Here is a 23,731-nt window from a genome sequence, read left to right on the forward strand (position 1 = left end):
TATGCCAACGTGTAGTGACGGCTGCATCATGTGACTACATGATTGGCACATGACTTGCCTCTACTCGGGTTCCTTCCTTTCCTGCACTCGTGCGAAGGTTATGAACCTGTTCGCATATCCCACATACCAGGCTTTCGCCGACATGATGCTGCCAATGCGGCACGGCGCGGCACTGATGAACCATTCGCTCGACGCGTGGCCCGCATTTGGCGATACATCGCATGGACGTTCGATACGCGCGGCCTGCGAGTTGCTGACGCTCGCCGGACTTACGCCTGTCAGGCCGCCATTCGATATCGACAGCGTGATGACGGAAGGCAAATCCGTGCGAATCGTCGAGGACGTGGTGGCGCACACGCCATTCTGTTCGCTGTTGCATTTCCGTAAGGATGCCTCTCTTTCTCATTCGCAGCCGCGCGTGCTGGTGATCGCGCCCATGTCCGGCCACTTCGCGACGCTGCTGCGCGGCACCGTGCGCACGATGCTGGCCGAGCACGACGTCTACATCACCGATTGGCACAACCCACGCGACGTATCGCTAAGTCAGGGCCGCTTCGGCTTCGACGAATTCGTGCAGCACGTAATCGACTTCACCGAGACGATCGGGCCAGGCACGCATCTGCTGGCGGTGTGCCAGCCGACTGTCGCCGCGTTGGCCGCAGTCGCCCTCATGGCCGCCGACGACAACCCCGCGCAGCCCGCCAGCATGACGCTGATGGCGGGTCCGCTCGACACGCGCATCAACCCGACGCGTGTCAACGAACTGGCTAAAAGCAAACCGATCGAGTGGTTCGAGCAGAACCTGATCAGCGCGGTGCCGTTCGGTTTTGCGGGCGCGCATCGTCGCGTGTATCCCGGCTTTGTGCAATTGACCGCGTTTATGTCGATGAACCTCGGCCGCCATCTCGACTCGTTCGAGACGATGCACTACGAGCGCGCCAAAGGCGATCCGGCGAAGGCCGACACGATCCACACTTTCTACGAAGAATACTTCGCGACGATGGACCTGACGGCCGATTTTTATCTGGAGACGGTTGATACTGTTTTTCAGCGGCATGCGCTGCCGTTGCATGAACTCGAGGTGAAAGGACGGCTTGTGGAGCCTTCAAAGATTCGCCGTACTGCGCTGCTGACGGTAGAGGGTGAAAAAGACGATATCTGCGCAGTTGGGCAGACGCTCGCCGCGCAGGATATGTGCGACAAGCTGAGGCCGTATCTGAAGACGCATCACGTGCAGACCGGTGTGGGGCACTATGGCGTGTTCAATGGACATCGGTGGGAACGGCAGATTTATCCGCGTGTGCGGGCGGTGATTTACGACAACGAACCGCGTGCTGTGGTGGTGAGTTCGCGGGCGCGGACGATTCAGCCGGTGTCGATGGCTGCCGCTTCGGAAGCGATCGCGTCGGCCCCGGCTGCTGCTGCGGTGGTTGATGTCGAGGTGGATTCGGCGGCGGCGGTGGCCGCCACGCCGAACGGGGTTGGCTCCGGGTCTGCCGCCAAGACTCGGCAGGCGTCACGGGCACCGCGTCGGCGGCCACCCGCGACGCAATCGTGAGTCAGGCCACGGCGCTCTTCCACGGCTGCACTGCCGGCACTTCGCATGGACCTTCGACTTCAATCGACTTGAAATCGGCCGGCGACACGATTTCGATGTACTCCATATCCTCCGAGTAATCGAACAGATAGTGGACGATGCCCGGCGCCTGATGCACGCAATCGCCGGCGGCAACGAGCGTCTCCTTGTCGCCGTACATGAAGCGCGCCCAGCCCTTCAACATGATCACAATGTGGAAATCGGCCTCATGGCGGTGCCAACCGGTGCCTTGCTCTGGTGCGTGATTCGCCTTGACGAGTTGCGCGAGCACCTTGCCGCCGGTTGCCTGCGCGATGCCTAAATCCCGGTACAGAAAAAAATCGCGTAAGCCCTGATCCACGTAGGACGTGTCTTGTGGACGGATATGGCTGAACTGCGTAGCGAATTCGGTGGACATGATCGCGCTCCTCTTGAGTGAGCCGGCAGTTGAAAACGACGCGTTGAAGCGTCGGTTGCAAGCATCAAGCGGGCCAGTTTGCGGGGCGCCGGCTTTGCGTTTCGCGGAGGCGATCAGGTGGGCGCCGCGCCGCATTGCGCGGCGCGAGATGATTCAAACGCTTTGGGTACTTACGCGGTCGGGCGGAACATCTGGAACATCTCACCTATATCGGCGTAGTCGGCGCGGTAGCCGGCGCGCATGATCGGTTGCGCGGCATGCGTGTCGAACAGGCCGTCTTTCAGATAAGCCTCGTTGATGTGGACGCCGACTACCTGGCCCAGCGACAGGTAATTGTCCATCGGCTTGCCGTCGAGCGTATGCAGACGGATCACTTGCAGCAGTTTGCATTCAAGCGCGGCCGGCGATTCGGCGACATGCGGCACGGCTACGTTGCGACCCGGCGCGGGTGTAAGACCCGCGAGTTCGAATTCGTCGACGTGGGGCGGGACCGGTGCGGAAGAGCGGTTCATCTGCTCGGCGAGCGGCTTGCTGGACAGATTCCAGACGAATTCGCCGGTAGCTTCGATGTTGGCGATGCTGTCTTTGCGGCCTTCGCTGCAGAAGCCGATGATCGGCGGGAAGCTGGCGAACGCGCCGAAGAAACTGTAGGGCGCGAGGTTTAGCGTCCCGTCGGTCGCGCGGGAGGAAATCCAGCCGATCAGACGCGGAGCGACGATGGCCTTGAACGGATCGTGCGGGAGGCCGTGACCGGCAGCGGGGTCGTAGAAGTAGTGGGACATGGGTTGTGTTTGGGTTTGCGGGTGAGGCGGGAGGTATTTATACCGCAGACTCGTTGGGGCTGCTGGGGCGGGCGTGAAGCGGACCAAGGCTATTCGCGCTTCCGTGAACTCGTGTTCATCGGGTGACTTTACGTTCCGTCTTAACAGGCTTTGAATTGTAAATTGCAAATACAAACCACAGCCTGTATATTTAAATTACAGTTTATTGTCTGTATTTTCGTGATACAGTCCAGAGACTGTACGAGCCTGAAGAAAATCCAATGGATTACGCTATCAAGACGCTAAGTCAGCTCCGCCCCATTCTGCTGGGCTTCCGCAAGTCCGCTGGACTCACACAGGCTGCCGTGGCCGAACTGCTAGGCATCACGCAGCAAAGCTATGCGCAACTGGAAGCCAATCCGGCATCGGCAAGCGTCGAACGGCTTTTTAAGGTCATGCGTTTGCTGAACGTGGAGTTGCGTATGAGTCAGACGTCGTCCGCGCCTGACGGTGAACCAGCGCAGGGCGAGACGCCGAAGCTTCAACAACACGTCTCCGCCGCCAGAAAAGCGAAATCTCCACCGGTCGCCAACCGCTCGGGCCGAACCCAGAAAGCGTCGAGTTCGAAGCAACCCCTTGGGGCAATCACGACCAGAAAGAAACGGGAAAACTGGTAATCATGGCGCGCCGCTCTCAGACACAACGGCTCAACATCTGGATGAACGGCTTGCCCGTCGGCTACTGGGAAAAAGCGCGGGACGGGGACCGCCTGAGTTATCTCGAATGAGAGCGCCTAGCCGAAAGCGCTCGGGAGTATGAGTCAACTTGCGCGCGATCACTTGACTTGTTCTTGAATTGACCCGACGCGAAGGTCCACCCGGGAAATTCGTCGGCAACCCGCTGGCAAATGTCGAACAGGTCGGTTTTAAATGCCGTCACGATTAACCCTCATGCGGCATGCGTGCGCAATATCACTACCCCCGGCTAATCACCTGCTTGCGGCCTTCCTTGACTCGCGCCAGATGCGCGTCGTCCCATTCATAAAAACCCGCGCCGCTGCGCACGCCGACGCGTCCCGCGTCGACCTGCGCACGCAGCAGATCGAGCACGTCTTCGTCTTTCGCGAGTTCCGGCATCAAATGCGTGGAGATATCGAGGAAGGTATCGAGGCCGCCCATGTCCGCGCCCTCGAACGGCCCGACAATCCCCCACCGGCGCCCAAGCGATGCCTTCATGACCCGATCGACCACGTCAGGCGTCGCTGCCCCCGAGCGCACGATGTTCAACGCCTCGCGTAGCACGGCGAACTGCAACCGGTTGCCGACAAAACCCGGAATCGCCTTCGCCAGCACCACCGGCTCCATGCCAATTGCGCTCATCAACGCGGCGGTTTGCCCGGTCACTTCCGGCGCGGTCGCGGTGCCCGGCACGACTTCGACAAGCGGGATCATGTGCGGTGGATTCCAGAAATGCGCGATCACAAAACGCTCCTTCGCGCGCAGCGGAGCGACCAGCTGATCGGGCGGAAAACCACTGGTATTGCTCGCGAGAATCGCATCGTCCGCCATCAGCCCGGTTAACGATGCATACAGGCGATGCTTCAACTCCAACACTTCGGGAATCGCCTCAATCACGAATTGTGCCGACGCCATAACCTCGAGTTGCGCATGTGTCTCGATGCGCGAGAGCGCCGCCTGTCTGGTGGCGTGGTCGATGCGTCCGGCGTCGATCAGTTCGTCAAGCACCGCTTGCGCCTTCGGCACGACGCTCGCGAGGCGCGCCGGGTCGACGTCGTGAACGATTGTCCGATGCCCGTGCAGCGCACTTTGCGTCGCAATACCGACGCCCATCAATCCCGTGCCCACTACGCCTATGACTGCCTTGTCCACGCCGCTCTCCTGCTGCCATCGATGAAAGCTTTCAAGCATAGCGCAGCGCGCCGTTTTTCAAGCCTGAACGTGACAAAGCCGGTCTTCCGCGAGGAAGGACCGGCTTTGTGGACTTCACGCCGCGTCACGCGGCACCGTCATGCGCGCATTAGTAACGCGGGGGCGGCGGACGACGGTCGTCGTGGTGATGCGGATCGTAGTCGTGCGGATGATGACGCATCCAGTCGTCGTGAGCCCAGTAGCGATGGCCATCCCAATAACGATCGCCATGCCAGCCGATGTTGATCGACACGCCCACCGGCATCATGTGCGGCTGACCGTAAACCACCGGCCCCGGACCATTTTCGACAATCACTCGTTCCTGAGCAAAAGCGCTGCCGGCCGCGAGCAACGCGCCGCCTGCCAGCAAGGTTGCAACAATCGAACGCGACGTCTTGTTAAAGGTTTTCATCGTGACCTCCCATGCAAAGTTTTATATCAAGCCGGCGTCCGTGTTCGGCCGACATCGAACCGCGATTTTGGGTTCGGACCGGACGCCGTACGCTTGAAATCAACTTTAACGGTGCAAATCGCATGAAGACGTGAGCACTTGTAAGCACACGTTTCGTAGAAAGGGACGGATGAAGAGGGGCCTTTTTGATGTCCGCCGCCCGTCTACAGCGGATGCGCGGTGGATCAACCAGATGGCAGCGCGGCGTCATGTCAGCCGCCGTTACACTCATTTCGGCCAGGAAATATTCGGAAAAATGCGGAGCGGAATGGTGACATTCAAAAACAAAAGCCACAGCGCGCATTTCGCGGGCGGTGGCTTCAATAATGCGGGTGCACTCGAGGTGCGCGCCCGTACGCGGTGGTCCGCGCTCAGGCCGTACAGCTTTCTTCTTAGTCGCTCAGCTTGATGCCGAACAACGTGGCTTGCGCTTTGCGCATGCGCTCTGCTTCGCGGCTACGCGCTGCATACGAGTAGTCCGAATCCAGCGGCAGATGGGGCGACGCAAAGAGGTCGCTGACCTTTTGGAACAGTGCAAAAATGTAGCTCATGGCGACTCCCGGTTAGTTACTGCATTTGCTAGGGTTTTCCCTTAATAAGCATTATAGGGTTTTCCCTAGGCAAAAGCTAGTGCAATGCAGCAATTTCCTGGGTGTGATTTTTTGCCACAGGGGTTTTTATTCATGATGCGTCGCATCATGACAACGTCCCCGTTTTTTATATTTCAGGGTCAAACCGTCCGCCTACTGAAGCGTGATTCACCGCTGCCGCCTGCTGCGTGCGGGTTTCGAGCTTGTCATGCTTTTACGGGGGCTGAACAGGGCGGCATTGACGGCGACCGCCGCGGCCAGCTTCTGCCGGCGCGGCGGTCACTGAAGGTCAGTGGGAGTTGGCTGCTTTCGGCTTGTGCGCGTGCTGTGCTCGCGCGCTGCGTTTGCCATGAGCCGGCGCGGCTGCGGCTGGCTGGAGTGCCGCGGTTGCGGTTGCGGCTACGCCAGAAGCAGCAGTGGCCGCCGCTGCGGTGGCCATCGCCAGGTGGGTATCGAGCAGGCTGGCCATGGCGGCCTGCTGGTTCTGCATCATCTGTTCGAGGCGGTGCTGCTGGGCCGTGGTTTCACGCGTCAGGCGCATCAGAAGCACGGTCTGCGTGATGCCGATCGCGACCGTCATCAGCAACGCGCCCACCACGATCGACAGCATCCATTTCATGCGGCGTGAATGGTCGGTTGCGGCGAGACGTTGATCGGCGATCACGCCATATAAGGCGTCGACGGTATCGGCGAAAGCCGTCGCTCGCGCGCGGTCAAGTTCAGGCGCGGCTCGCAGCGCTGCCGCGGCGGCTTCGGCGCGCTGGGCTTCCCGGAAAGAGGGGGCAGCAAAAGCAGCGCTTGCAGATGCTGCAGGTGCAGGCGCCGATGCGGAGGCATTACCCGGCGTGGACGTGGGCGTTGTACCCAGCTTCGGTCCAGCAGCCACCACGCCGGCGCCAGATTCCCCCGAAGAGCCCCCCCGCGCTGCCCCAGCCTCAGCTTCCGTCGAAGACGACGCGCGCTCCGCTCCAGCTTTCGCAGGCCCGGCATTCGCGGCGTCGGCGCCGGCGGCTTCCCGCGAGACCGTCGTCGCCTTGGTAAAAGTCGCGGCGAAGCGCTGCGGCGGCATAGCCGGCTTCGCTCCGCCCGAGGTCGATGCAGCCGCTGCATCCGCCGTCGTGGCGCCCGATTCAGCCGCCTGGCGCAGCGCGGTCACACTGCGCGCCACAGTAGCCGCTGCCATCGCCGATGTGAGCGGCACGGCCGCGTCGCGTGCCGCTGTCGCCGGCTTCTCTTCGGCCGGCGCCTCGGCGGCTGCCGTGGCATCGTCGAAAGCCAGCCCGCCAACCGGTAATGTCGGCATCTCGACCGCCTCCGGCTCCAGGCCGCTCAATTGCGCATACACCGGCGCCGGTTCTTCGGATTTCGTGGTCCGCGGCGCGCGACGCGCGGCCTTTGCCTCCAGCGACAAGCCGTCGGCATCGATCGCACCGACCGCGGCCAGCACCACATCGGGTAATTCGAAGCCGTGCAGCGTGCCTTGCCGGACGTCGATGTTCATCGCTTCCAGCGTGGCGCGGGTGGGATCGTCGGGGAACAGATCGAGCGTGCTGTCGTCGCGTGAGGCATCGCTCAGTTGCGCGAGACGTTGGGCCGAGCGCGCGGCGCGTGCCAGTTTGTTTTCAGTTTCGGTCGAGACGGTGGCCTGACGCCGCTTCTTCGAAGCGGCGCGCTGAGGCCGGGACTGCGTGGATGCTGCGGAATCTGCCATAGAGAAAAAAGCGGTCGTCGCCGGAAAGCGGGCGCCGAGCACCGCTCGTCAATGCCATTGGAATTTTTCGAGACCGCATTGTCGCATGGCCGCCCGCCCCAGCCGAAGCCATTCGCCGACGTTTTTCCGTTTTTAAGACGACGTCTCGTCCTGCCGGAACTGCCTGACGCCGCGCAACTGACGCAAGCGTGCGCAGATCGCTTCATATTCCGTATTCGACACGCGATGCAACGTGATTGTCACTTCGTCGCATTCCGGTGCATCGTCGCTTTGCTGCATCACGAATTGCTTGACGCGCGGGCTCGCGGCGCCGAGTTCGTCGTGCAGCGAATGGAAGGTCAAGGCGCCGCGCTCAACGAGCATCGTCAACTGACGCCGCTGCTTCACCGTGATGAAGCGGCGCTCGAGCGGCTTGATCCCCGCAAGAATGATCAGAATGATGATGGTCGCGGCAATCGACGCCGTATACAGCCCCCCGCCGACCGCCAGCCCAATCGCCGCGACCGACCAGAGGCTTGCCGCCGTCGTCAGCCCGCGCACGATCTCGCCGCGCAGCAAGATCGACCCCGCACCGAGAAAGCCGATGCCCGAGACCACCTGAGCGGCCATCCGCGACGGATCGAGCACGATGCGATCAGCCGACAGCACCTCGGCAAAGCCATAGGCGGACACGATCATGATGAGCGTCGAACCCACGCAGACCAGCATATGAGTGCGCAACCCCGCTGCCCATGAAAGCCGCTCGCGCTCGAAGCCGATCACGCTGCCGAGTGCGGCGGCCAACACCAGGCGGGAAATGAGTTCAAGGTTCCCCAACATTGTTTTCTCCTTATCTAAAATAATTTGAAGCGTATTGCGCGCCCGTGGTGGAGTGTCAGCAGCAGTGGTTTTTGCTTTATGCTTGCCCGCACGCCGGTGCCCAGAAAGCGACAAGCCGAGTCCGCAGGCGCCTCGAATGACCGCAATTGACCAACCGAACTATGCAAAGCACGACCCATCCCGCTTCGACAACCGCCCTCGCCGCCACACTGCGTGATCACTTCACTCGTGTGGTGCTGCCACTGTGGCGCGGGCCCGGTTTCAATACCGCACTGAAGCTGCCGTACGAAGCGGTCAGCGCCGAGGGTCCCGAACCGTTGTCCGCGCAACGCTACCGGGCGATGGCGTGCGCGCGACAGCTGTTCGTGTTCTCGCAAGCGGGTGATGCGGCTCATGCCAAAGTGCTGTTCGACTCGCTGATCCACACCTTTCAGGACACGCGCCATGGCGGATGGTTCTATAGCGTGGATGCGCAGGGCGCACCGCTCGACAGCACCAAAGACCTGTACACCCATGCATTCATCGTATTCGCCTGCGCGGAATATGCCGGCCATTCGGGCAACCGGGACGCACTGGACGTCGTGCGTCGCACGTCGGCACTGATTCAGTCGCATTTCGCGGCGGATGACGACCTGTTGAACGCCGCCCTCACGGCGGATTTCGCCGGCGTGACCGGCACGCCGATCCAGAATCCGCTGATGCATCTGACCGAAGCCTGGCTGGCCGCCCGCCACGTCACGCGCGACAGCGCCTTCGACGCCCCGTTGCGCCGTCTGGCCGGCGCGGTCGCCCATCACTTCGTCCATGCGCCGACTGGCTGCATTGCCGAATTGCCGATTGGCGCCGATGACAACCGTCTGGAACCGGGGCACCAGTTCGAATGGTTCTGGCTGGTCAAGCAGGCGGGCGCGTTGTTCGAAGGCTCAGGTCTCGACGAATCGCTGACACGCGCATTCAGCTTCGCACAGCAGTATGGCGTGGACCCGCAAACGGGCGGTGTGTGCGCCTCGCTCGACGAAACCGGGGGAATCAAGGACGCCACCCAGCGGATCTGGGCCCAGACGGAGTATTTGCGTGCCCTGGCAAGCCACGGCGACCCCGCCGTGCTCGCCGCGCTGCCGCGGCAAATCGAACTTTTCCGGCAACGCTTCCTGCGTCCGCAAGGCTGGTTCGAATGCAAAACGGCCGCCGGTGAAGTGGCACGCGCCGACATGCCGTCGACCACGCCCTATCACCTTGCGACCGCTTATGGCGCGTTGCCGGCCTAAGCACCGGCCGTCCTCTGCCTGCCGTCGGCGTTAAAAGCCGACTGGCCGGTCAATCAATAGGCTTCGCGTTGCCACGGGCCCCAATCGGCGTCGGCAGTTTTAAATCGCGTGTAGGTCGCGCTTTGTCCGGTGGGGGTATCCGATGTGTCGCCGTGCGGCTTTTTATCGGTGGTGTGAAGGGCGAAAGCCTGGTGATTTTCGGTGTCGATCGTGATGCGGCCGACCGGGTCCAAGGCGCCCTCCTGAGGTAATTTCGACTCCAATATCGCCAGATAAGGTGTCAAACGACTCCAGAACGAGGTAAGTTCTTCTTGCAAATAATGTGTCAATGTTTTTCCTGGAAAAGTAATACAAGCAGTTTACCCTACCGGCCGGAGCATCCCTGCAAATGCTTTCCAGGCCCCCAAAGGGCCTAATCGGGGGAATACCCGAATACGGGTTGATTGGCGTCCATCATAAAGACGTGATACAACTCTCACTTCGCGCTCGATCTCACGTTGAGAAATAGCGGTCGCGAATGCAACACACAACATTTATTGGATCAAAAATGGCAACAGGTACTGTGAAGTGGTTTAACGATGCAAAGGGCTTTGGCTTCATCACGCCGGACGACGGCGGTGAAGATCTCTTCGCGCACTTTTCGGAAGTTCAAGGCAGCGGCTTCAAGTCCCTGCAGGAAAACCAGAAGGTGACGTTCGAAGTTAAGCAAGGCCCGAAGGGCAAGCAGGCTGCGAACATCCAGCCGGCCTAAGTACCTTCCGGTACTTGAAGCACCCTTAGGCGTTCGCGTCTAATGCAAAATGGCCCGCTTTCGCGGGCCATTTTCTATTGCAGATGCCCTCTTTTTGGGCACCGCTGCCAAGCCTGTACAGCGTCTGTACGATTCAGATTGCCCGCATTCCCGACAGCCCAAACGCCGCCGTTTGCCCGTGCAAGTCGCCGATTTGTTGCGTCCGCAACACAGTTTCCGAAATTTCGAACACAGAGACCGCTTCTTTCAATTGCTGCGTCTGTTGATGCAGTGAAGCTGCCGCCGCGGCTGCTTCTTCGACAAGCGCCGCGTTCTGCTGCGTCATCTCGTCCATCTGCACCACCGCCTGGTTGACCTGCTCGATACCCGTGCTCTGCTCGAGCGACGACGCGCTGATTTCCGCCATCATCTGCGTGACGCGCGAAATCGATGCTGAAACGTTGCTCATCGCTTCGCCGGCATGCTCGACCAGCGCCGAGCCGCCCTGAATCTCGGCAACCGATTCGCTGATCAGGGTCTTGATTTCCTTCGCCGACTGCGCGCTGCGCTGAGCCAGCCCACGCACCTCGCCCGCCACCACGGCAAAGCCTCGGCCCTGCTCGCCCGCACGGGCCGCTTCCACGGCCGCGTTCAGCGCGAGGATATTGGTCTGGAACGCGATGCCGTCGATCACCGAAATGATCTCGGCGATCTTGTCCGAGCTTTGCGCGATGCCGCGCATCTTCTCGACCACCTCGTTGACCACTTCGCTGCCGCGCGAGGTCGCCTCGAGCGCGGTTTCGGCAAGCGCATTGGCTTCACGGGCGTGATCGGCGTTCTGACGCACCGTGGCAGTCAATTCCTCCATGCTCGACGCGGTTTCTTCGAGCGAGGCCGCCTGATTTTCCGTGCGAGCCGACAGATCGGCGTTGCCGGTAGCGATTTCATCGGCACCGAGGTGAATCGAGTCGGCGGATTCGCGCACGGTTTGCACGGTGCGCGCCACGCTGGCCTGCATTTTCGCGAGGCCCGAGAACAAGCGGCCGATCTCATTGGTGCCGCGCGAAGCGATCGGCTGGTCGAGTCGCCCTTGCGCGATCCGGTCGAAGTGACGGCCGGCTTCTTCCAGCGGCGCTACCACGCCCTTGCGGAGCGCGGCGTACACGCCGACCGTGCCTGCCACCAGGAGCACCAGAATCGCGATGCTGACAGTACGGAACATCGCCATGCGGCTGTCGATCGAATCGATCGACGCCCGGCTCGCCGTCGTGCCGAATTGCACGAAATTACGCGACTCGCCGAGATAGGCGTCCTGAAAGCCCTGCGTCGGCTGGTCCAGAAACGCCTGAATATTGTTCGAATCGAGGAACTGCGCCAACTCCGTCAGCGCGTCGTGCAGCTTCTTGTATTTCTCGGCCAGTGCGGTGGCACGCGCCGTGTTTTCGTCGCTGGTCTTCTGCGCGCTCACGAACGCGTTGAAGGACTGTTCGGCGGCGCTCAGCTGTTCGCGAGCATGCTGCACGATGTCGGTCGGCTCGGCGCCGCCGCGCACCATGCGCGTACCGGCGCGCGACAGGTTGATGCGCGCATCCATCAGGTGCTGGGTGGTTTCATTGACCGCATCCACCTGCTTCAACGCGATGTTCGACAGATCGCCCACGTCGTCGTGCGTGCGCGTGAGCGACCAGAACCCCAGCCCCACCGTGACGAGCTGAAAAACGCAGAACGCGGCCAGAACACACAACAGGCCGGATGCGACCTTGATCTTGCTGAACATCGTGAACACCTAAAGCAAAGAATGGCGGGAACTACGTCAGGGTTAACGGCAAGCCTGAACTTTGCTTAAGATCAATTTCGCGAAAGATCGCCTTACATCCCCTTTTCCTCGGCCAACTCCGCAATTCCCGTCAATTTGCGCAACAATGCCGCGCAGATATTTCGGATTCACCTTGACGCGGTGCATCGGCGCTTCCTAGAGTGGGTAGGGACTGCACAACGCACGCCGGTGCAGATGCCACTACGGGCCACGCCCGAAGGAATCACGATGACCGACATCCTCGACCGGGCGCGCGGCGCACTGCATGCCCAGCCGTTCAGCATGCTGCTAGGCGCGGAGCTGATGCACACGGACAGCAACGAACTGACGCTCTGCCTGCCGATCCGCGACGAGTTGCGGCAACAGCATGGCTTCGTGCATGGCGGCGTCATCAGTTATCTCGCGGACAATGCGCTGACGTTCGCCGGTGCGCTGTCGCTTGGCCCGAAGGTCGTGACCGGCGAGTACAAGATCAACTATCTGCGGCCGGTGGTGAACGGCACGCTAATCGCGCGGGCGAGGGTGGTCTACGCGGGCCGGCTGCAGGCAACCTGCCAGTGCAATGTGTATGTGATGGATGGCGGCCGCGAGAAGCTCGTCGCTGTCGCGCAGGGCACCATCAATCGCATCAGCGAGAACGGCGAGCACGAACAGGCGAGCTAAACGAGCGAACGAAGTGGGTCAAAGAAGCGGGCCAAAGAAGCAAAAGGCCGTTCCCACCTCGCGCGGGAACGGCCTTTCATTTGCTGCATCAACAACGCTTTTCAACAGGCAGCCAAATCACTCGGCCGCGTAAGTCTTTTGCGTCTGCTCGCCGAGACCTTCGATACCGAGACGGATGGTCTGGCCCGGCTTCAGGAACACCGGATTCGGTTTCACGCCCATGCCGACGCCCGGCGGCGTGCCGGTCGATATCACGTCGCCCGGTTGCAGGCTCATGCACTGCGACACATACGACACCAGCTTCGCCACGCCGAACACCATCGTCTTCGTGCTGCCGTTCTGATAGCGGTGGCCGTCTACTTCGAGCCACAAGCTCAGGTTCTGCGGATCGGCCACTTCATCGCGCGTCACGACCCACGGACCGATCGGGCCGAACGTGTCGAAACCCTTGCCCTTGTCCCATGTGCCGCCGCGTTCAATCTGCCATTCGCGTTCCGACACGTCGTTGATCACGCAGTAGCCGGCGACATAATCAAGCGCGTTGGCTTCGTCGATATATTTCGCCGGCTTGCCAATCACCACGCCGAGCTCGACTTCCCAGTCGGTCTTCTTCGAACCGCGCGGAATTTCGACGTCGTCGTTCGGGCCGCAGATCGCGCTGGTCCACTTGTTGAAAATCACCGGTTCCGACGGCACCGGCAGATTCGATTCGGCCGCGTGGTCCGCATAGTTCAGCCCGATACAGATGAACTTACCGATCTTGCCGACGCACGGGCCCACGCGCGGGTTGCCTTCCACAACCGGCAGCGAAGCCGGATCGAGCGCGCGCAGTTTGGCAAGGCCTTCGTCGGTCAGCGCGGCGCCGTCGATGTCGCCCACCACCTTCGACAGATCGCGAATCTTGCCTTGGGCGTCGAGCAAGCCCGGCTTTTCCTGGCCTTTCGGCCCATAGCGAAGCAGTTTCATCCTGGCACTTCCTTTCAGTGATATTCAGTTCGTGTTTCGGTTCGTGGGTCAGCGGGCGCCCATGGCCGCCCGTGTGCGTCGAGTCAATTCGACCAGCCGCCGTCGATCACATGCGCATGACCGGTGGTAAACGACGATTCGTCTGACGCGAGATACAGCGCCAGCGCGGCGATCTCTTCCGGCTTGCCGATTCGGCCCATCGGCTGACGCGCGACAAAAGCCGCCTGCACGGCTTCGAGCGTCGCGTTTTGCGCCTTGGCCTGCTCGACGATCCGCTGTTCGAGCGACGGCGAAGCAACCGTGCCCGGGCAGATCGCGTTACAGCGTACACCACGCGTGATGAAGTCCGCAGCGACGGACTTGGTCAGCCCGATTACCGCGGCCTTCGACGCGCTGTAAGCGAAGCGGTTCGGCACGCCCTTCACGCTCGATGCCGCCGACGACATATTGATGATCGAGCCGCCGCCCTTCTCCAGCATGGCGGGCAAAAACGCGCGGATCATGCGGTACATCGCCTTCGCGTTCAGGTCGAAGGCAAAGTCCCAATCTTCCTCGCTGCATTCGAGGATCGAGCCAGCGTGCACGAAGCCCGCACAATTGAACAGCACGTCGATCGCGCCGAGTTCGGCTGCCAACGCCTTGATCGCCGCGCCATCGCGCACGTCGAGCTTGCGCGCTTCGACCGGTTTGCCGGCGAGTCCGTCGATGCGGATATCGGTGGCGATCACGCGCGCGCCTTCGCGCGCGAACAGTTCCGCGGTGGCCAGACCAATGCCTTGTCCTGCCGCGGTGATCAGGGCCGTCTTGCCGGCCAGTCTTTGTGTCATCTACGACTCCAGTTCAATGGGCTTTCTGTTGTCTTCGTAACTTGCTTTCGTCACGACGCGTGTCACATCAAAGTCGATAAAACGCAGCGGCGTTGCCGCCAAAAACCGCTTCACGCTCGGCGTCGCTCAAGGACGCGAGCAAGGTGTTCGCCACCGAGTGCCAGATCAGATAGTCGCCGTTCAGATCGAGCACCGGCCAGTCGCTGCCCCACATCAAACGCTCGGGTCCGAATGACTGCAGGAGATGGTCGACATACGGATGCAGCGTTTCTTCGCTCCAGCCAGGCGACGCTTCCGTGACGAGCCCCGAGAGCTTGCAATGCACGTGCGGCAGTTGAGCGAGCCGGGTAATCGCCTCGGCCCAGCTTGGCCAGCCGGCGCGGCCGTAGCGGATCGGCGGCTTCGCACCGTGATCCACGACGATGCGCAGCGCGGGAAAACGCGCCGCGAAAGTTTCGAAATACTCGACGTGCCGCGCGTAAATCAACGCGTCAAACGCGAGGTCGTGCGCGATCAATGTATCGATGGCCGGCGCCAGATCCGGGTTCGCGATCCACGAGTCGTCAGGTAAATCCTGCAGCATCGGCCGCACGCCCTTGAACTTCGGCTCGCGCGCCAGCGCTTCGATCACAGCCGGCGCGTTGGGCAACAGCAAGGGCACCCAGCCGACCACGCCCGCAATCGAAGGTTCGTTGCGCGCGATGTCCAGCAAGTAACGTGTTTCGTCGATCGTCGGCGCCGCCTGCACCACCACCGTCCGCTCGATGCCCGCTGTTTCGCGCAGCGGTTTGAGATCGGCGGGACCGAACGGCCGGTACAGGATCTTCAGTTCCGGCGTGAGCCACTCGTAGTCGCCGCGAGCGGGGTCCCAATAGTGCTGGTGCGCGTCGATAGGCATCGTCAAATCAATCCTCTGGTGCGGGCGCGCGGCTGTCGAGCAAGCCCTTGTCACGCAACGCGGACCACAACGCCGCGGGGATCGGCAACTCGAACGACGCAACGTTCTCACGTAATTCGTCGGCACTGCGCGCGCCGGTCAATACAGTCGCGACCGCCGGATGCGCATACGGAAACTGCAAGGCCGCGGCAGCGAGCGGCACGCCATGCACGCGGCACACCGTTTCGAGCCGCGCGACGCGCTCGATGATTTCGCTCGGCGCATCGCCGTAATTGAATTTCAGGTCACCATTGACACCGCGCGCCAGAATGCCCGAATTAAACGCGCCGCCTAACAGGATGCTGACGCCGCGCTTTTCACACTCCGGCAAAAGATCGTCGAGCGTGGCCTGTTCAAGCAGCGTATAACGGCCCGCGAGCAACGCGCAATCGATGTCGAATTCAGCCATCGCGTCGAGTATGGCTGCGCCTTCATTGACGCCGAGTCCAACCGCTTTGACCGCGCCCGAGGCGCGCAAATCGTCGAGCGCGCGAAAGCCGCCGCCTTCGGTCAGTTGCCGCCAGTAATGGGAATTCTTGTCGCCATGCGTAACAACGCCGATATCGTGCACCAGAAGAATGTCGATATCGACAATGCCGAGGCGCTGCTGGCTGTCTTCGAACGAACGCAGAATGCCGTCGTGCGTGTAATCGTAGATCGCCTGGAACGGCAGCGGGTCTTGCCAGCCTTCGCTGCCGTCGTAGGGGGTGGTGCGCGGCACAAAACGGCGCCCGACTTTGGTGGAGAGCACGTATTCACTGCGCGGATAGCCACGCAGCGCGTCACCTAAACGGTGCTCGGCTTTCGTATGGCCGTAATGCGGGGCGGTGTCGAAAAACCGCACGCCGGCGTCCCACGCAGCGGCAATGGTCGCGTGTGCTTCTTCATCGGACAGATCGCGATAAAGGCCGCCCAAGGGCGCCGTGCCGAGTCCCAATCCGCTCACTCGTAATGCACGGCGGCCGATGCCGCGCCGCTGTTCGATCTTCGAACCGATCGTTGCCGTCATGGACCGCGTCTCCTGTTTATGATGTTTTAACACGTGCGGACGGTCTTTGCCCACCGCCTTGATGACCGCTGAACCGATCACGGCCTGACGGTTGATAGGCCAGGCCAATAGATCGAATCCGCTCAGTGCGATGCGATCGCAACGACCTGATGCAGCGGCGCAGCACTCGACGGCAGGCAAGCCGGCCCGACTGGTTCGAAAGTCTTGTACGTCAGGATGAATTCCTGATGTCCGAGCATTTCCGATTTCGACGCCGCGCCGAGCGACACCGCCACCGTTTGCTCGAACACTTCGAGGCCGACTTCGTCGAGCGTGCCGCGGCCTTCGAGAATGCGGCCTGCATCAACGTCCATATCGCCGGCGAGATTGCGGTACGTCGCGGGATTCGCGCATACCTTGATGACCGGCGAAATCGCCGAGCCAACCACCGACCCACGTCCGGTCGTGAACAGAATCACGTGCGCACCGCATGCGATCAGCTCACCGATTTCCGCGTTGTCGCTAATGTTCGGAAAGCCGAAGCGCGGCTCGCCGTCGGGTACGACGTCGAGGAGATAGAGGCCGCCGGTCGGCGGAACATCGCCAGGTTTGATGATGCCGACAATCGGCGATGCGCCGCTTTTTGCATACGCGCCCAACGATTTTTCTTCTTGCGTGGTGAGGCCGCCGTCCGCATTGCCGACCGCAAAACTGCCATGTCCGAGGATCGAGTAGTAGCGCGCCGCCTTCGCTACGCACGCGACAATTTCATCCCCAAGGTCTGGCCTTGCAGCGCGCGTTTTCATATGGAACTCGCAGCCCACAAGCTCGCCGGTTTCCTCGAAAATGCAAGTCGCGCCGGCGTCGATCAGATGATCGAACGCGCGGCCCACGGCCGGATTCGCGGTGATGCCGCTGGTGCCGTCCGAGCCGCCGCAAATCGTACCGATCACCAGTTCGCTCAGCGCCATCGGCACTTTCTGCTGCGCGGCAAGTTGCTTGCGCGCGCCGCGAATCCAGTCGACGCCGTATTGGATCGTGCTGCGCGTGCCGCCTTTTTCCTGAATCGTCAGGACTTCGACGGGACGGCCGCTTGCGCGCACGACGTCGACGAGGTAGTGCTTGTTCATGCTCTCGCACCCGAGCGATACGAACAGCACCGCGCCTACGTTCGGATGCGTGGTGAGACGCTCGAGCATCTTTTCGGCGTACCCGTTCGGATAGCAGCCTGGAAAGCCGATCAGATGCACCGGCGGTTCGCGCTCGGCCGAGGGATCGTCGAATGCATCGAACGGTTCGCGAAACTGCGTGACGATCTCGCGCGCGACGTGATGCGCGCACTCGACAAGATACGCCACTGCGACGACATTGCGGATGCCCTTACGGCCATCGCTGCGCAGATAGCCTTGCAGCGCGGGCCGTTGCAAGGCGGCGGATGCTACGGAAGTGTCAGTCATGATCATTCCAGCGCGGCGCGAGGCCACTTCATTGTGCTCAAATCAGTGATGAACGAACTCGTGGCCCGCGTCGTGCGTATAAGTGGGCAAATAATCGCTTTCGAGGTTGTGCGTATGCAGATGCGCACCGCGCGCCACCGCCTCGGTCACGTGTCCAATCACCGCGCCGTAACGCAATACCTTGTCGTCTTTGGCTAGATCGCGGCGCGCGACTTTGTGGCCCAGGTCGATCGTTTTGGTAAGCGTCACGCGCTCGCCTTCGATCTCGACCTGCGTGCCCGCATCGAGACGCGCCGCCGCGATCAGGCAGTTATCCGCGGGACTGAGCAGGATCAGACGTGAGTCGGTTTGCGAACTTTGCGAGGTTTGGGGCGCTTGCGATGTTTCCAACGGGCGGCTGGTCAAGTGAGTTCTCCGTGATGCGTACGCATTAGTTCTGGCCTTCGCCGCTGGCGAGCCGCGCTACCATCAGCGAGCCGAGGATGATCGCGCCATAGATCGCCTGAATCCAGAACGACGGCACCTGGGCAAGTGTGAGCAGGTTCTGCACGATGCCGAGCAGCAACACGCCGGTGAGCGCGCCGAACATCGTGCCCTTGCCGCCGTCGAGCGAAATGCCGCCGATCACCGCCGCCGCGAACACCGTGAAAATCATGCCGTTACCCTGATTCGCATTGATCGCACCGACGTAGCCCGTGACGATCAACCCGCCCACCGAAGCCAGCATGCTGCCGAGCACGAATACGCCCCACGTAATGCGCTCGACGCGAATCCCCGCCGCGCGCGCCGCTTCCGGATTGCCGCCAATCGCGTAGAGCGCGCGGCCCACGCGGTGATAGCGCAGCACGAATGCGGCTATCGCGAATGCGGCCGCCGCAAGCCAGACGGACAACGGCAAGCCGAGCACAATCGTGGTGGCAAGTGAGAAGAACGACGGCGGCATATCGAACAATGTGCCGCCCTTGGTCGCGCCGACCAGCATGCCGCGCAAAACGATCAGCATCGCCAGCGTGACGATGAATGCATTCAGCCGCAAACGCACCACCAGGAAACCGTTGACGAAGCCGATCACCGCGCCGACCACCAGAATGGCCAACAGGCCGGCGGCGGCTGGCCACTCCGTTCCGAAGCCCGCGGACGCCACCGGCATCACCAGCATTGCGCCGACGGCGGGCGCAATGCCCACCGTCGACTCGAGCGACAGATCGAACTTGCCGGTCAACACGATCAGCGATTCGGCGAGCACGACCAACGCCAATGCCGCGGACGCACCCAACACGCTGATCAGATTCGCCTTCGTCAGAAAGCTTGGGCTGACGAACGCACCGATTACGAGCAGCAACGCCAGCGCGGGCAGCAACGCCAGTTCGCGCAGCCGGGCGAGTTCACTGCGAGCGCGTTTGCCGCGCGTCGCCTGGGCGACGGGCTGCTGCGCCGGACCTTGCGCGGTGCCGAATGCAGGGCTGGGCACACTATTCTTCATGGAGACTGACTCCTTCAACGGATGCGATCAGGTCGTGATCCTGCCAACCCGCGGGAAATTCGGCCGCGACACGGCCGCGGAACATGACCAGCACGCGGTCACAGGTGCGCAGATCGTCGAGTTCGCCTGACACGACCAGCACGGCTTTACCGTCTTCGCGCACGCGATCCACGACTGACAGCAACGCTTCTTTCGATTTCACATCGACGCCTGCCGTAGGGTCGATGAGTACGAGTACATTGGGATCGGTGGCCAGCGCGCGCGCCATCACCACCTTCTGCTGATTGCCGCCCGAGAGTCCAGACACCACATGCTCGGGGCCTTGCGCGACGATGCCGAGCGCATCGATCATCTTCTGACCGAAAGCATTTTTCTTCGCCGGGGGTGCGATGCCGAATTTGCCGAGCAGGCGTGTGATCGTCATCGAAGCGTTTTCGGCCACTGATTGCGTCAGCACCAAGCCTTCGTGATGGCGATCCTTCGGCACGCAGCCGATGCCGTGCGCCAGTGCCGCGGGCACGTCGCCGGGCGGCAACGTGGCGCCATCGACGCTGATCGAGCCGCGTTTCGCCGCGCGCAGACCTGCAATTGCTTCGGCCACGCTCGTGCGGCCGCTGCTCGTTGCGCCAGTTAGCCCGACTACTTCGCCGCGCTTCACCGTGAACGACACGCCTTCGTAATCGGCACCGGCCAGATCCTTCACTTCCAGCGCAATGGCCGTGTCCGCAGGCAACGCAGCGCGCGCTGCCGCGTCGGCGACAGCGAGGCCGCCACGCTCACCGGTCATCGCTTCGATCAACTGCTCACGCGGCAACGCGGAAACCGGCGCGCTGACGATATGCCGCGCGTCGCGCAGCACCGTCACCGCCTGGCAGATTTCGTAGACCTCTTGCAGATGGTGCGAGATGAACAGGAACGTCACGCCTTCGCGCTGCAATTCGCTGATGCGGCGAAACAGTCGCTTGATCTCGTCGCCGTCGAGTTGCGCGGTAGGCTCATCGAGGATGATGAAACGCGCCCCATACGACAGCGCCCGCGCAATCTCAACGAGTTGCCGTGCTTCCACGCTCAGATCGCCGGCGCGCGCGTCCTCGCGCACGTCGATCTTCCAGTGATCGAGTAACTCGCGCGCGTCGCGGCGCATCGCGTGCCAATCGATCACGCCACCGCGCAACGGCTGCCGGTTGATGAACAGATTCTCCGCAACGCTCAAATCGCGGATGATCGTCGAATGCTGATAAACGCAGGCGACACGCTCGCGCCACGCATCGCGATCCGCGATGGACGGCGCGGCCGTGCCGCTAAAACGCACCTCGCCGGTATCGGGCTTGCGCAGGCCGGTAAGGATCGACACCAGCGTCGATTTGCCCGCCCCGTTACGCCCGACGAGCGCATGCGACTCGCCGGGCATCACGCGGATGCTCACGTCTTTCAGCGCAGCCGTGGAGCCGAAGCGTTTAGTGACCTCAAACGCTTCGACCACCGGCACGGAGGGCGTCGGCTCGCTCATTTAACGGTATTGCCCCACAAGGCTTTGTCGTCGACATTCGACTTCGTGACGAGCGGCGCGGGCAGTTGATCTTCAAGAATGCCCGGCGCCAACTGGATGATGTTGCTGCCGTGATCCGTCGGGCCCGGCTTGAAGGTCTGACCAGCCAAGGCAGCCTTGATATAGAAGAGACCGTATTTCGCGTAGGAATCGGCGGGCTGCGAAATGGTCGCGTCGATATCGCCGCGACGGATTGCGTCGAACTCCTGAGGAATGCCGTCGTTACTGACGATCACAACGTGCTTCGGATTGCCGGCCGGAAACAGCATCTGCTTGCGGCGCAGGGTTTGCAGCGTCGGCGACAGATAGACGCCACCCGCCTGCATGTAGATCGCCTTCACGTCGGGATTCGCGGTAAGCAGGCTGTCGAGTGCGGTGGCCGCCACATCGCCCTTCCAGGCTGCCGGAATCTCCAGCAGCGTCAAGCCCGGAAAGCCCTTCAAACACGAGCGGAACGCTTCGGACCGGTCACGCCCGTTCACCGAGGCCAGGTCGCCCATGATCTGCACCACCTTGCCCGACTTCACATGCTCGCCGATGTATTTGCACGCCTTCTCGCCATAGGCGTGGTTGTCGGCCCGCACTACCATCGCGACCTTGCCTTGCGTCGGCGCGACGTCGACGGCGACCACCGGGACGTTCTTCGCCGCCGCTGCATCGAGCGCACGGCTGATCGCCGCCGAATCCAGCGGGCCGACCACGATGCCCTTTGCACCGAGGTTCAGCAGGTTGTTCATGTCGGTGATCTGCTGGGCGGGATCGCCGTTCGAATTGACCGGCGCGAGGATATCGATGCCCATGTCTTTCGCGTATTTGGGCAGATAGTTGTTGTACGACTGCCAGAACGGCGACGTGAGAAGCGGCAGACCGAGACCGACCTTGCCGGTTTCGGCGGCTTGCGCGGCACTGCTGACGGCAACGCCGCCGACACACACTGCCGCTGCGGCGGCAAATAGCGAACTGCGAAACCAACGGCGAGCCGTGAACGACCCCTTTGCGAACGACATGGTTGTCTCCTGTGTCGGTCCGGAGTTGCTTTGACGCTTACTCCGGCCCCATGCAAGGTAAATGCGTTGTTGAACTGTGTGACCCGGTCACGCGAGTGACGGGCACTGCGTCCTGCGCTTTCTTATCGTCTTATCGGTATTGGTGAAAATTCACCAATGAACGTATTATTCATATACGGACTTTTTGAAGTCAAGCAATGTGCACTGCACCAAGCGTCCGTGTTTTCCCTGGACCGTCGCCATCTCGCTTCAGATTCGCCACGCACTTACACTCACGCGCCAGATAATGAGAGCACCTCACGGAACCTCGCCCACCATGGACGCAGAAGACAAAGACGACGCCGAGCGCTACCGCGCCCCCGCGCTGGACAAGGGTCTCGACATTCTCGAACTGCTCGCGGAGCAGAAAGAGGGACTGACGCGCGCCGAAATCACCAAACTGCTAGGACGTAACGCAAGCGAGATGTACCGGATGCTCGAGCGGCTGGTCGCGCGGCAATACGTGGTGCGCTCGGCGGGCGGCGACCGTTATTCGTTGAGCCTGAAGCTGTATGCGCTCGCGCATCGTCATCCGCCGATGAACCGGCTGATCTCCGAAGCGCTGCCGCTGATGCAGCGCTTTGCCGATGCTGCCGAGCAATCCTGTCATCTGGCGGTCTACGACCGCGGCAATCTGCTGGTGATCGCGCAGGTGGACGGACCGGGCACGTGGGGAATGTCAGTGCGGCTCGGTTCGCGGGTCGGCCTGATCGATACAGGGTCGGGCCGCGTGATGCTCGCGTTTCAAAGCATCGAGCAGCGCGCGCAGATGCTGGCCGAGCACACCAAGGTGAAGGGCGAAGTCACGATCGATCGCGATGCGCTGGAGCAGGCCTGCGAGCGGATTCGCGCGGCGGGTTTTTCGCAGAAGGACAGCCAGCAGACGTTCGGCGTGACCGACGTCACCTTTCCGGTCCAGGGGCCGTCTGGCCAGGCCATCGCGGCGCTGACCTGCCCGTACTTGCGGCGCATCGACGAATACGTCGCACCAACGCTGGAAGCCGCAACGACGCTGCTGCGCGAGACGGTGCAGGCGCTGTCGATGTTTCGGGAAGAGGCCGTCTAACGAGTCGCCGCAAAATCGTCCGCGTGCGCACATGGTTTAGAATGGCGACCCTCTCAAAAATGACGCCGCATGGGTCCACTCGTGCGCGCCCTCGATTAAGCAATGGCGAAACTTCTGACCGATTCCGAATTCCTGCGTTTTTCCGAACTTCAGCAGAAGCAGTCGAGCTTCACGATTACGCCTGAAGAAGCCGACGAACTGCGCGACATCGTCGCTCACGCGCAAAAGCGCCGCGACGACCGTGCCGCGGCGATGCAAAGCATCGAGACTTTCATCCAGCAATTCGACATCAGCCCGGACGAGCTGTTTTCGGCCGAACAGATCGGCGACGCCGCGCGTACCTTCGGCCTGATTCCGGCCGCGAAGAAAGAACGCGTGCTGCCGCCGTCGTTCACCTACAACGGCAAGCCGTATCAATGGACGGCGCGTCCGCTGCCGGACGATATCCGCGTTCCGCTGTTCGATGCCTTCAAGGCGGGCGAGTCGGTGAAGTCGTTCATCGCGACGCTGAAGGACCTGAACCGTTGCGCGGCGACAATCGCGCGTCTGGAACGCGAAACCGGCGCGGTCTACGCCGAGGCGTTGCTGGAAGAGTTGTCGGTGACCCGCACGCAGGTGGACGAAGCCGCAGCGAAGCTGCCGGCTTGAGGCTCGTTACCCGCGAGGGCTGAACGCGGCACC

At 61.8% G+C, this 23,731-nt stretch carries 25 protein-coding genes; 7 read left to right on the top strand and 18 right to left on the bottom strand.

The genetic code is table 11. From position 1 onward, the window contains the following. The first annotated feature begins 100 nt into the window (after positions 1 to 100). Complete coding sequence (locus GH665_RS38085) at positions 101 to 1,558, top strand: polyhydroxyalkanoate depolymerase (protein ID WP_153142138.1); 1,458 nt, start codon at positions 101 to 103, stop codon at positions 1,556 to 1,558. 1 nt (position 1,559) lies between these two features. On the opposite strand, the gene GH665_RS38090 is transcribed toward GH665_RS38085, so the two are convergent. Continuing rightward, positions 1,560 to 1,994, bottom strand: coding sequence for a cupin domain-containing protein (locus tag GH665_RS38090; RefSeq protein WP_153142139.1), 435 nt, complete (start codon positions 1,992 to 1,994; stop codon positions 1,560 to 1,562). 170 nt (positions 1,995 to 2,164) lie between these two features. Then, a complete protein-coding gene (locus GH665_RS38095) occupies positions 2,165 to 2,776 on the bottom strand; it encodes a flavin reductase family protein (protein ID WP_153142140.1) in 612 nt (203 codons plus the stop codon). 260 nt (positions 2,777 to 3,036) lie between these two features. On the opposite strand from GH665_RS38095, the gene GH665_RS38100 reads away from it, so the two are divergent. Next, a complete protein-coding gene (locus GH665_RS38100; protein WP_153142141.1) occupies positions 3,037 to 3,432 on the top strand; it encodes a helix-turn-helix transcriptional regulator in 396 nt (131 codons plus the stop codon). Between the two features lie 297 nt (positions 3,433 to 3,729). On the opposite strand, the gene GH665_RS38105 is transcribed toward GH665_RS38100, so the two are convergent. From GH665_RS38105 to GH665_RS38120, 5 genes are all read right to left on the bottom strand, one after another. Continuing rightward, positions 3,730 to 4,605 (bottom strand): 3-hydroxyacyl-CoA dehydrogenase family protein, encoded by an 876-nt coding sequence (locus GH665_RS38105; protein WP_246216546.1) that lies wholly within the window; start codon positions 4,603 to 4,605, stop codon positions 3,730 to 3,732. 187 nt (positions 4,606 to 4,792) lie between these two features. Continuing rightward, positions 4,793 to 5,095 (bottom strand): hypothetical protein, encoded by a 303-nt coding sequence (locus GH665_RS38110; RefSeq protein ID WP_153142143.1) that lies wholly within the window; start codon positions 5,093 to 5,095, stop codon positions 4,793 to 4,795. A 431-nt stretch (positions 5,096 to 5,526) separates the two neighbouring features. Beyond that, on the bottom strand, positions 5,527 to 5,685 hold the full coding sequence (locus GH665_RS38870; RefSeq protein WP_167346801.1) for a hypothetical protein: 159 nt from the start codon (positions 5,683 to 5,685) through the stop codon (positions 5,527 to 5,529). A 328-nt stretch (positions 5,686 to 6,013) separates the two neighbouring features. Continuing rightward, complete coding sequence (locus tag GH665_RS38115; protein WP_153142144.1) at positions 6,014 to 7,435, bottom strand: hypothetical protein; 1,422 nt, start codon at positions 7,433 to 7,435, stop codon at positions 6,014 to 6,016. A 132-nt stretch (positions 7,436 to 7,567) separates the two neighbouring features. Continuing rightward, positions 7,568 to 8,254, bottom strand: coding sequence for an MgtC/SapB family protein (locus GH665_RS38120; protein ID WP_153142145.1), 687 nt, complete (start codon positions 8,252 to 8,254; stop codon positions 7,568 to 7,570). Positions 8,255 to 8,415: 161 nt separating this feature from the next. On the opposite strand from GH665_RS38120, the gene GH665_RS38125 reads away from it, so the two are divergent. Beyond that, the gene (locus GH665_RS38125; RefSeq protein WP_153142146.1) at positions 8,416 to 9,522 is read left to right on the top strand and encodes an AGE family epimerase/isomerase; all 1,107 of its coding nucleotides are present in this window, start codon (positions 8,416 to 8,418) and stop codon (positions 9,520 to 9,522) included. Between the two features lie 53 nt (positions 9,523 to 9,575). Here GH665_RS38125 and GH665_RS38130 read toward each other — a convergent pair whose 3' ends face one another. Further along, a complete protein-coding gene (locus GH665_RS38130; RefSeq protein ID WP_028196065.1) occupies positions 9,576 to 9,851 on the bottom strand; it encodes a hypothetical protein in 276 nt (91 codons plus the stop codon). 218 nt (positions 9,852 to 10,069) lie between these two features. Here GH665_RS38130 and GH665_RS38135 point away from each other — a divergent pair, with 218 nt between their 5' ends. Continuing rightward, positions 10,070 to 10,273, top strand: a complete 204-nt coding sequence (locus tag GH665_RS38135) for a cold-shock protein (protein WP_007178724.1) — start codon at positions 10,070 to 10,072, stop codon at positions 10,271 to 10,273. Positions 10,274 to 10,406: 133 nt separating this feature from the next. Here GH665_RS38135 and GH665_RS38140 read toward each other — a convergent pair whose 3' ends face one another. Next, positions 10,407 to 12,029 (bottom strand): methyl-accepting chemotaxis protein, encoded by a 1,623-nt coding sequence (locus GH665_RS38140; RefSeq protein WP_153142147.1) that lies wholly within the window; start codon positions 12,027 to 12,029, stop codon positions 10,407 to 10,409. A gap of 267 nt (positions 12,030 to 12,296) precedes the next feature. Between GH665_RS38140 and GH665_RS38145 the strand changes: the two genes are divergently transcribed. Next, the gene (locus GH665_RS38145; RefSeq protein WP_028196063.1) at positions 12,297 to 12,731 is read left to right on the top strand and encodes a PaaI family thioesterase; all 435 of its coding nucleotides are present in this window, start codon (positions 12,297 to 12,299) and stop codon (positions 12,729 to 12,731) included. Positions 12,732 to 12,848: 117 nt separating this feature from the next. Here the strand turns inward: GH665_RS38145 and GH665_RS38150 are convergent, their stop codons facing one another. The 9 genes from GH665_RS38150 to GH665_RS38190 all read right to left on the bottom strand — a co-directional run bounded on the left by GH665_RS38150 (position 12,849) and on the right by GH665_RS38190 (position 21,945). Then, positions 12,849 to 13,697 (bottom strand): ureidoglycolate lyase, encoded by an 849-nt coding sequence (locus GH665_RS38150; protein WP_153142148.1) that lies wholly within the window; start codon positions 13,695 to 13,697, stop codon positions 12,849 to 12,851. A gap of 83 nt (positions 13,698 to 13,780) precedes the next feature. Beyond that, positions 13,781 to 14,524, bottom strand: coding sequence for an SDR family oxidoreductase (locus GH665_RS38155; RefSeq protein WP_028196061.1), 744 nt, complete (start codon positions 14,522 to 14,524; stop codon positions 13,781 to 13,783). 67 nt (positions 14,525 to 14,591) lie between these two features. Beyond that, on the bottom strand, positions 14,592 to 15,422 hold the full coding sequence (locus GH665_RS38160) for an amidohydrolase family protein (protein WP_153142149.1): 831 nt from the start codon (positions 15,420 to 15,422) through the stop codon (positions 14,592 to 14,594). Between the two features lie 7 nt (positions 15,423 to 15,429). Continuing rightward, positions 15,430 to 16,470 (bottom strand): aldo/keto reductase, encoded by a 1,041-nt coding sequence (locus tag GH665_RS38165; RefSeq protein WP_153142150.1) that lies wholly within the window; start codon positions 16,468 to 16,470, stop codon positions 15,430 to 15,432. 122 nt (positions 16,471 to 16,592) lie between these two features. Then, entirely contained in the window at positions 16,593 to 17,906 is a 1,314-nt protein-coding gene (locus GH665_RS38170; RefSeq protein ID WP_153142151.1) for a UxaA family hydrolase, read from the bottom strand. A gap of 42 nt (positions 17,907 to 17,948) precedes the next feature. Beyond that, a complete protein-coding gene (locus tag GH665_RS38175; protein WP_174771782.1) occupies positions 17,949 to 18,311 on the bottom strand; it encodes a UxaA family hydrolase in 363 nt (120 codons plus the stop codon). A gap of 25 nt (positions 18,312 to 18,336) precedes the next feature. Continuing rightward, the gene (locus tag GH665_RS38180; RefSeq protein WP_153142152.1) at positions 18,337 to 19,389 is read right to left on the bottom strand and encodes an ABC transporter permease; all 1,053 of its coding nucleotides are present in this window, start codon (positions 19,387 to 19,389) and stop codon (positions 18,337 to 18,339) included. Further along, complete coding sequence (locus tag GH665_RS38185) at positions 19,379 to 20,899, bottom strand: sugar ABC transporter ATP-binding protein (protein WP_153142153.1); 1,521 nt, start codon at positions 20,897 to 20,899, stop codon at positions 19,379 to 19,381. Before GH665_RS38185 ends, GH665_RS38180 begins: the two co-directional genes overlap by 11 nt. Then, positions 20,896 to 21,945 (bottom strand): sugar ABC transporter substrate-binding protein, encoded by a 1,050-nt coding sequence (locus GH665_RS38190; protein WP_167531067.1) that lies wholly within the window; start codon positions 21,943 to 21,945, stop codon positions 20,896 to 20,898. The genes GH665_RS38185 and GH665_RS38190 overlap by 4 nt, the downstream gene beginning before the upstream one ends. Positions 21,946 to 22,261: 316 nt before the next feature. Between GH665_RS38190 and GH665_RS38195 the strand changes: the two genes are divergently transcribed. Continuing rightward, a complete protein-coding gene (locus GH665_RS38195) occupies positions 22,262 to 23,050 on the top strand; it encodes an IclR family transcriptional regulator (protein ID WP_153142154.1) in 789 nt (262 codons plus the stop codon). A 102-nt stretch (positions 23,051 to 23,152) separates the two neighbouring features. Then, positions 23,153 to 23,698 carry a hypothetical protein gene (locus GH665_RS38200; protein ID WP_153142155.1) on the top strand — a complete coding sequence of 182 codons (546 nt, stop codon included), beginning with the start codon at positions 23,153 to 23,155 and terminating at the stop codon, positions 23,696 to 23,698. Positions 23,699 to 23,731: the final 33 nt, after the last annotated feature.

Source organism: Paraburkholderia agricolaris, from assembly GCF_009455635.1.
GTDB classification, from domain to species: domain Bacteria; phylum Pseudomonadota; class Gammaproteobacteria; order Burkholderiales; family Burkholderiaceae; genus Paraburkholderia; species Paraburkholderia agricolaris.

Excerpts from the sequence above, each read along its gene's own strand:
- GH665_RS38085 (WP_153142138.1), top strand. The coding sequence starts at position 101 with ATGAACCTGTTCGCATATCCCACATACCAGGCTTTCGCCGACATGATG.
- GH665_RS38090 (WP_153142139.1), bottom strand. The coding sequence starts at position 1,994 with ATGTCCACCGAATTCGCTACGCAGTTCAGCCATATCCGTCCACAAGAC.
- GH665_RS38095 (WP_153142140.1), bottom strand. The coding sequence starts at position 2,776 with ATGTCCCACTACTTCTACGACCCCGCTGCCGGTCACGGCCTCCCGCAC.
- GH665_RS38100 (WP_153142141.1), top strand. The coding sequence starts at position 3,037 with ATGGATTACGCTATCAAGACGCTAAGTCAGCTCCGCCCCATTCTGCTG.
- GH665_RS38105 (WP_246216546.1), bottom strand. The coding sequence starts at position 4,605 with ATGGGCGTCGGTATTGCGACGCAAAGTGCGCTGCACGGGCATCGGACA.
- GH665_RS38110 (WP_153142143.1), bottom strand. The coding sequence starts at position 5,095 with ATGAAAACCTTTAACAAGACGTCGCGTTCGATTGTTGCAACCTTGCTG.
- GH665_RS38870 (WP_167346801.1), bottom strand. The coding sequence starts at position 5,685 with ATGAGCTACATTTTTGCACTGTTCCAAAAGGTCAGCGACCTCTTTGCG.
- GH665_RS38115 (WP_153142144.1), bottom strand. The coding sequence starts at position 7,435 with ATGGCAGATTCCGCAGCATCCACGCAGTCCCGGCCTCAGCGCGCCGCT.
- GH665_RS38120 (WP_153142145.1), bottom strand. The coding sequence starts at position 8,254 with ATGTTGGGGAACCTTGAACTCATTTCCCGCCTGGTGTTGGCCGCCGCA.
- GH665_RS38125 (WP_153142146.1), top strand. The coding sequence starts at position 8,416 with ATGCAAAGCACGACCCATCCCGCTTCGACAACCGCCCTCGCCGCCACA.
- GH665_RS38135 (WP_007178724.1), top strand. The coding sequence starts at position 10,070 with ATGGCAACAGGTACTGTGAAGTGGTTTAACGATGCAAAGGGCTTTGGC.
- GH665_RS38140 (WP_153142147.1), bottom strand. The coding sequence starts at position 12,029 with ATGTTCAGCAAGATCAAGGTCGCATCCGGCCTGTTGTGTGTTCTGGCC.
- GH665_RS38145 (WP_028196063.1), top strand. The coding sequence starts at position 12,297 with ATGACCGACATCCTCGACCGGGCGCGCGGCGCACTGCATGCCCAGCCG.
- GH665_RS38150 (WP_153142148.1), bottom strand. The coding sequence starts at position 13,697 with ATGAAACTGCTTCGCTATGGGCCGAAAGGCCAGGAAAAGCCGGGCTTG.
- GH665_RS38155 (WP_028196061.1), bottom strand. The coding sequence starts at position 14,524 with ATGACACAAAGACTGGCCGGCAAGACGGCCCTGATCACCGCGGCAGGA.
- GH665_RS38160 (WP_153142149.1), bottom strand. The coding sequence starts at position 15,422 with ATGCCTATCGACGCGCACCAGCACTATTGGGACCCCGCTCGCGGCGAC.
- GH665_RS38165 (WP_153142150.1), bottom strand. The coding sequence starts at position 16,470 with ATGACGGCAACGATCGGTTCGAAGATCGAACAGCGGCGCGGCATCGGC.
- GH665_RS38170 (WP_153142151.1), bottom strand. The coding sequence starts at position 17,906 with ATGACTGACACTTCCGTAGCATCCGCCGCCTTGCAACGGCCCGCGCTG.
- GH665_RS38180 (WP_153142152.1), bottom strand. The coding sequence starts at position 19,389 with ATGAAGAATAGTGTGCCCAGCCCTGCATTCGGCACCGCGCAAGGTCCG.
- GH665_RS38185 (WP_153142153.1), bottom strand. The coding sequence starts at position 20,899 with ATGAGCGAGCCGACGCCCTCCGTGCCGGTGGTCGAAGCGTTTGAGGTC.
- GH665_RS38190 (WP_167531067.1), bottom strand. The coding sequence starts at position 21,945 with ATGTCGTTCGCAAAGGGGTCGTTCACGGCTCGCCGTTGGTTTCGCAGT.
- GH665_RS38195 (WP_153142154.1), top strand. The coding sequence starts at position 22,262 with ATGGACGCAGAAGACAAAGACGACGCCGAGCGCTACCGCGCCCCCGCG.
- GH665_RS38200 (WP_153142155.1), top strand. The coding sequence starts at position 23,153 with ATGGCGAAACTTCTGACCGATTCCGAATTCCTGCGTTTTTCCGAACTT.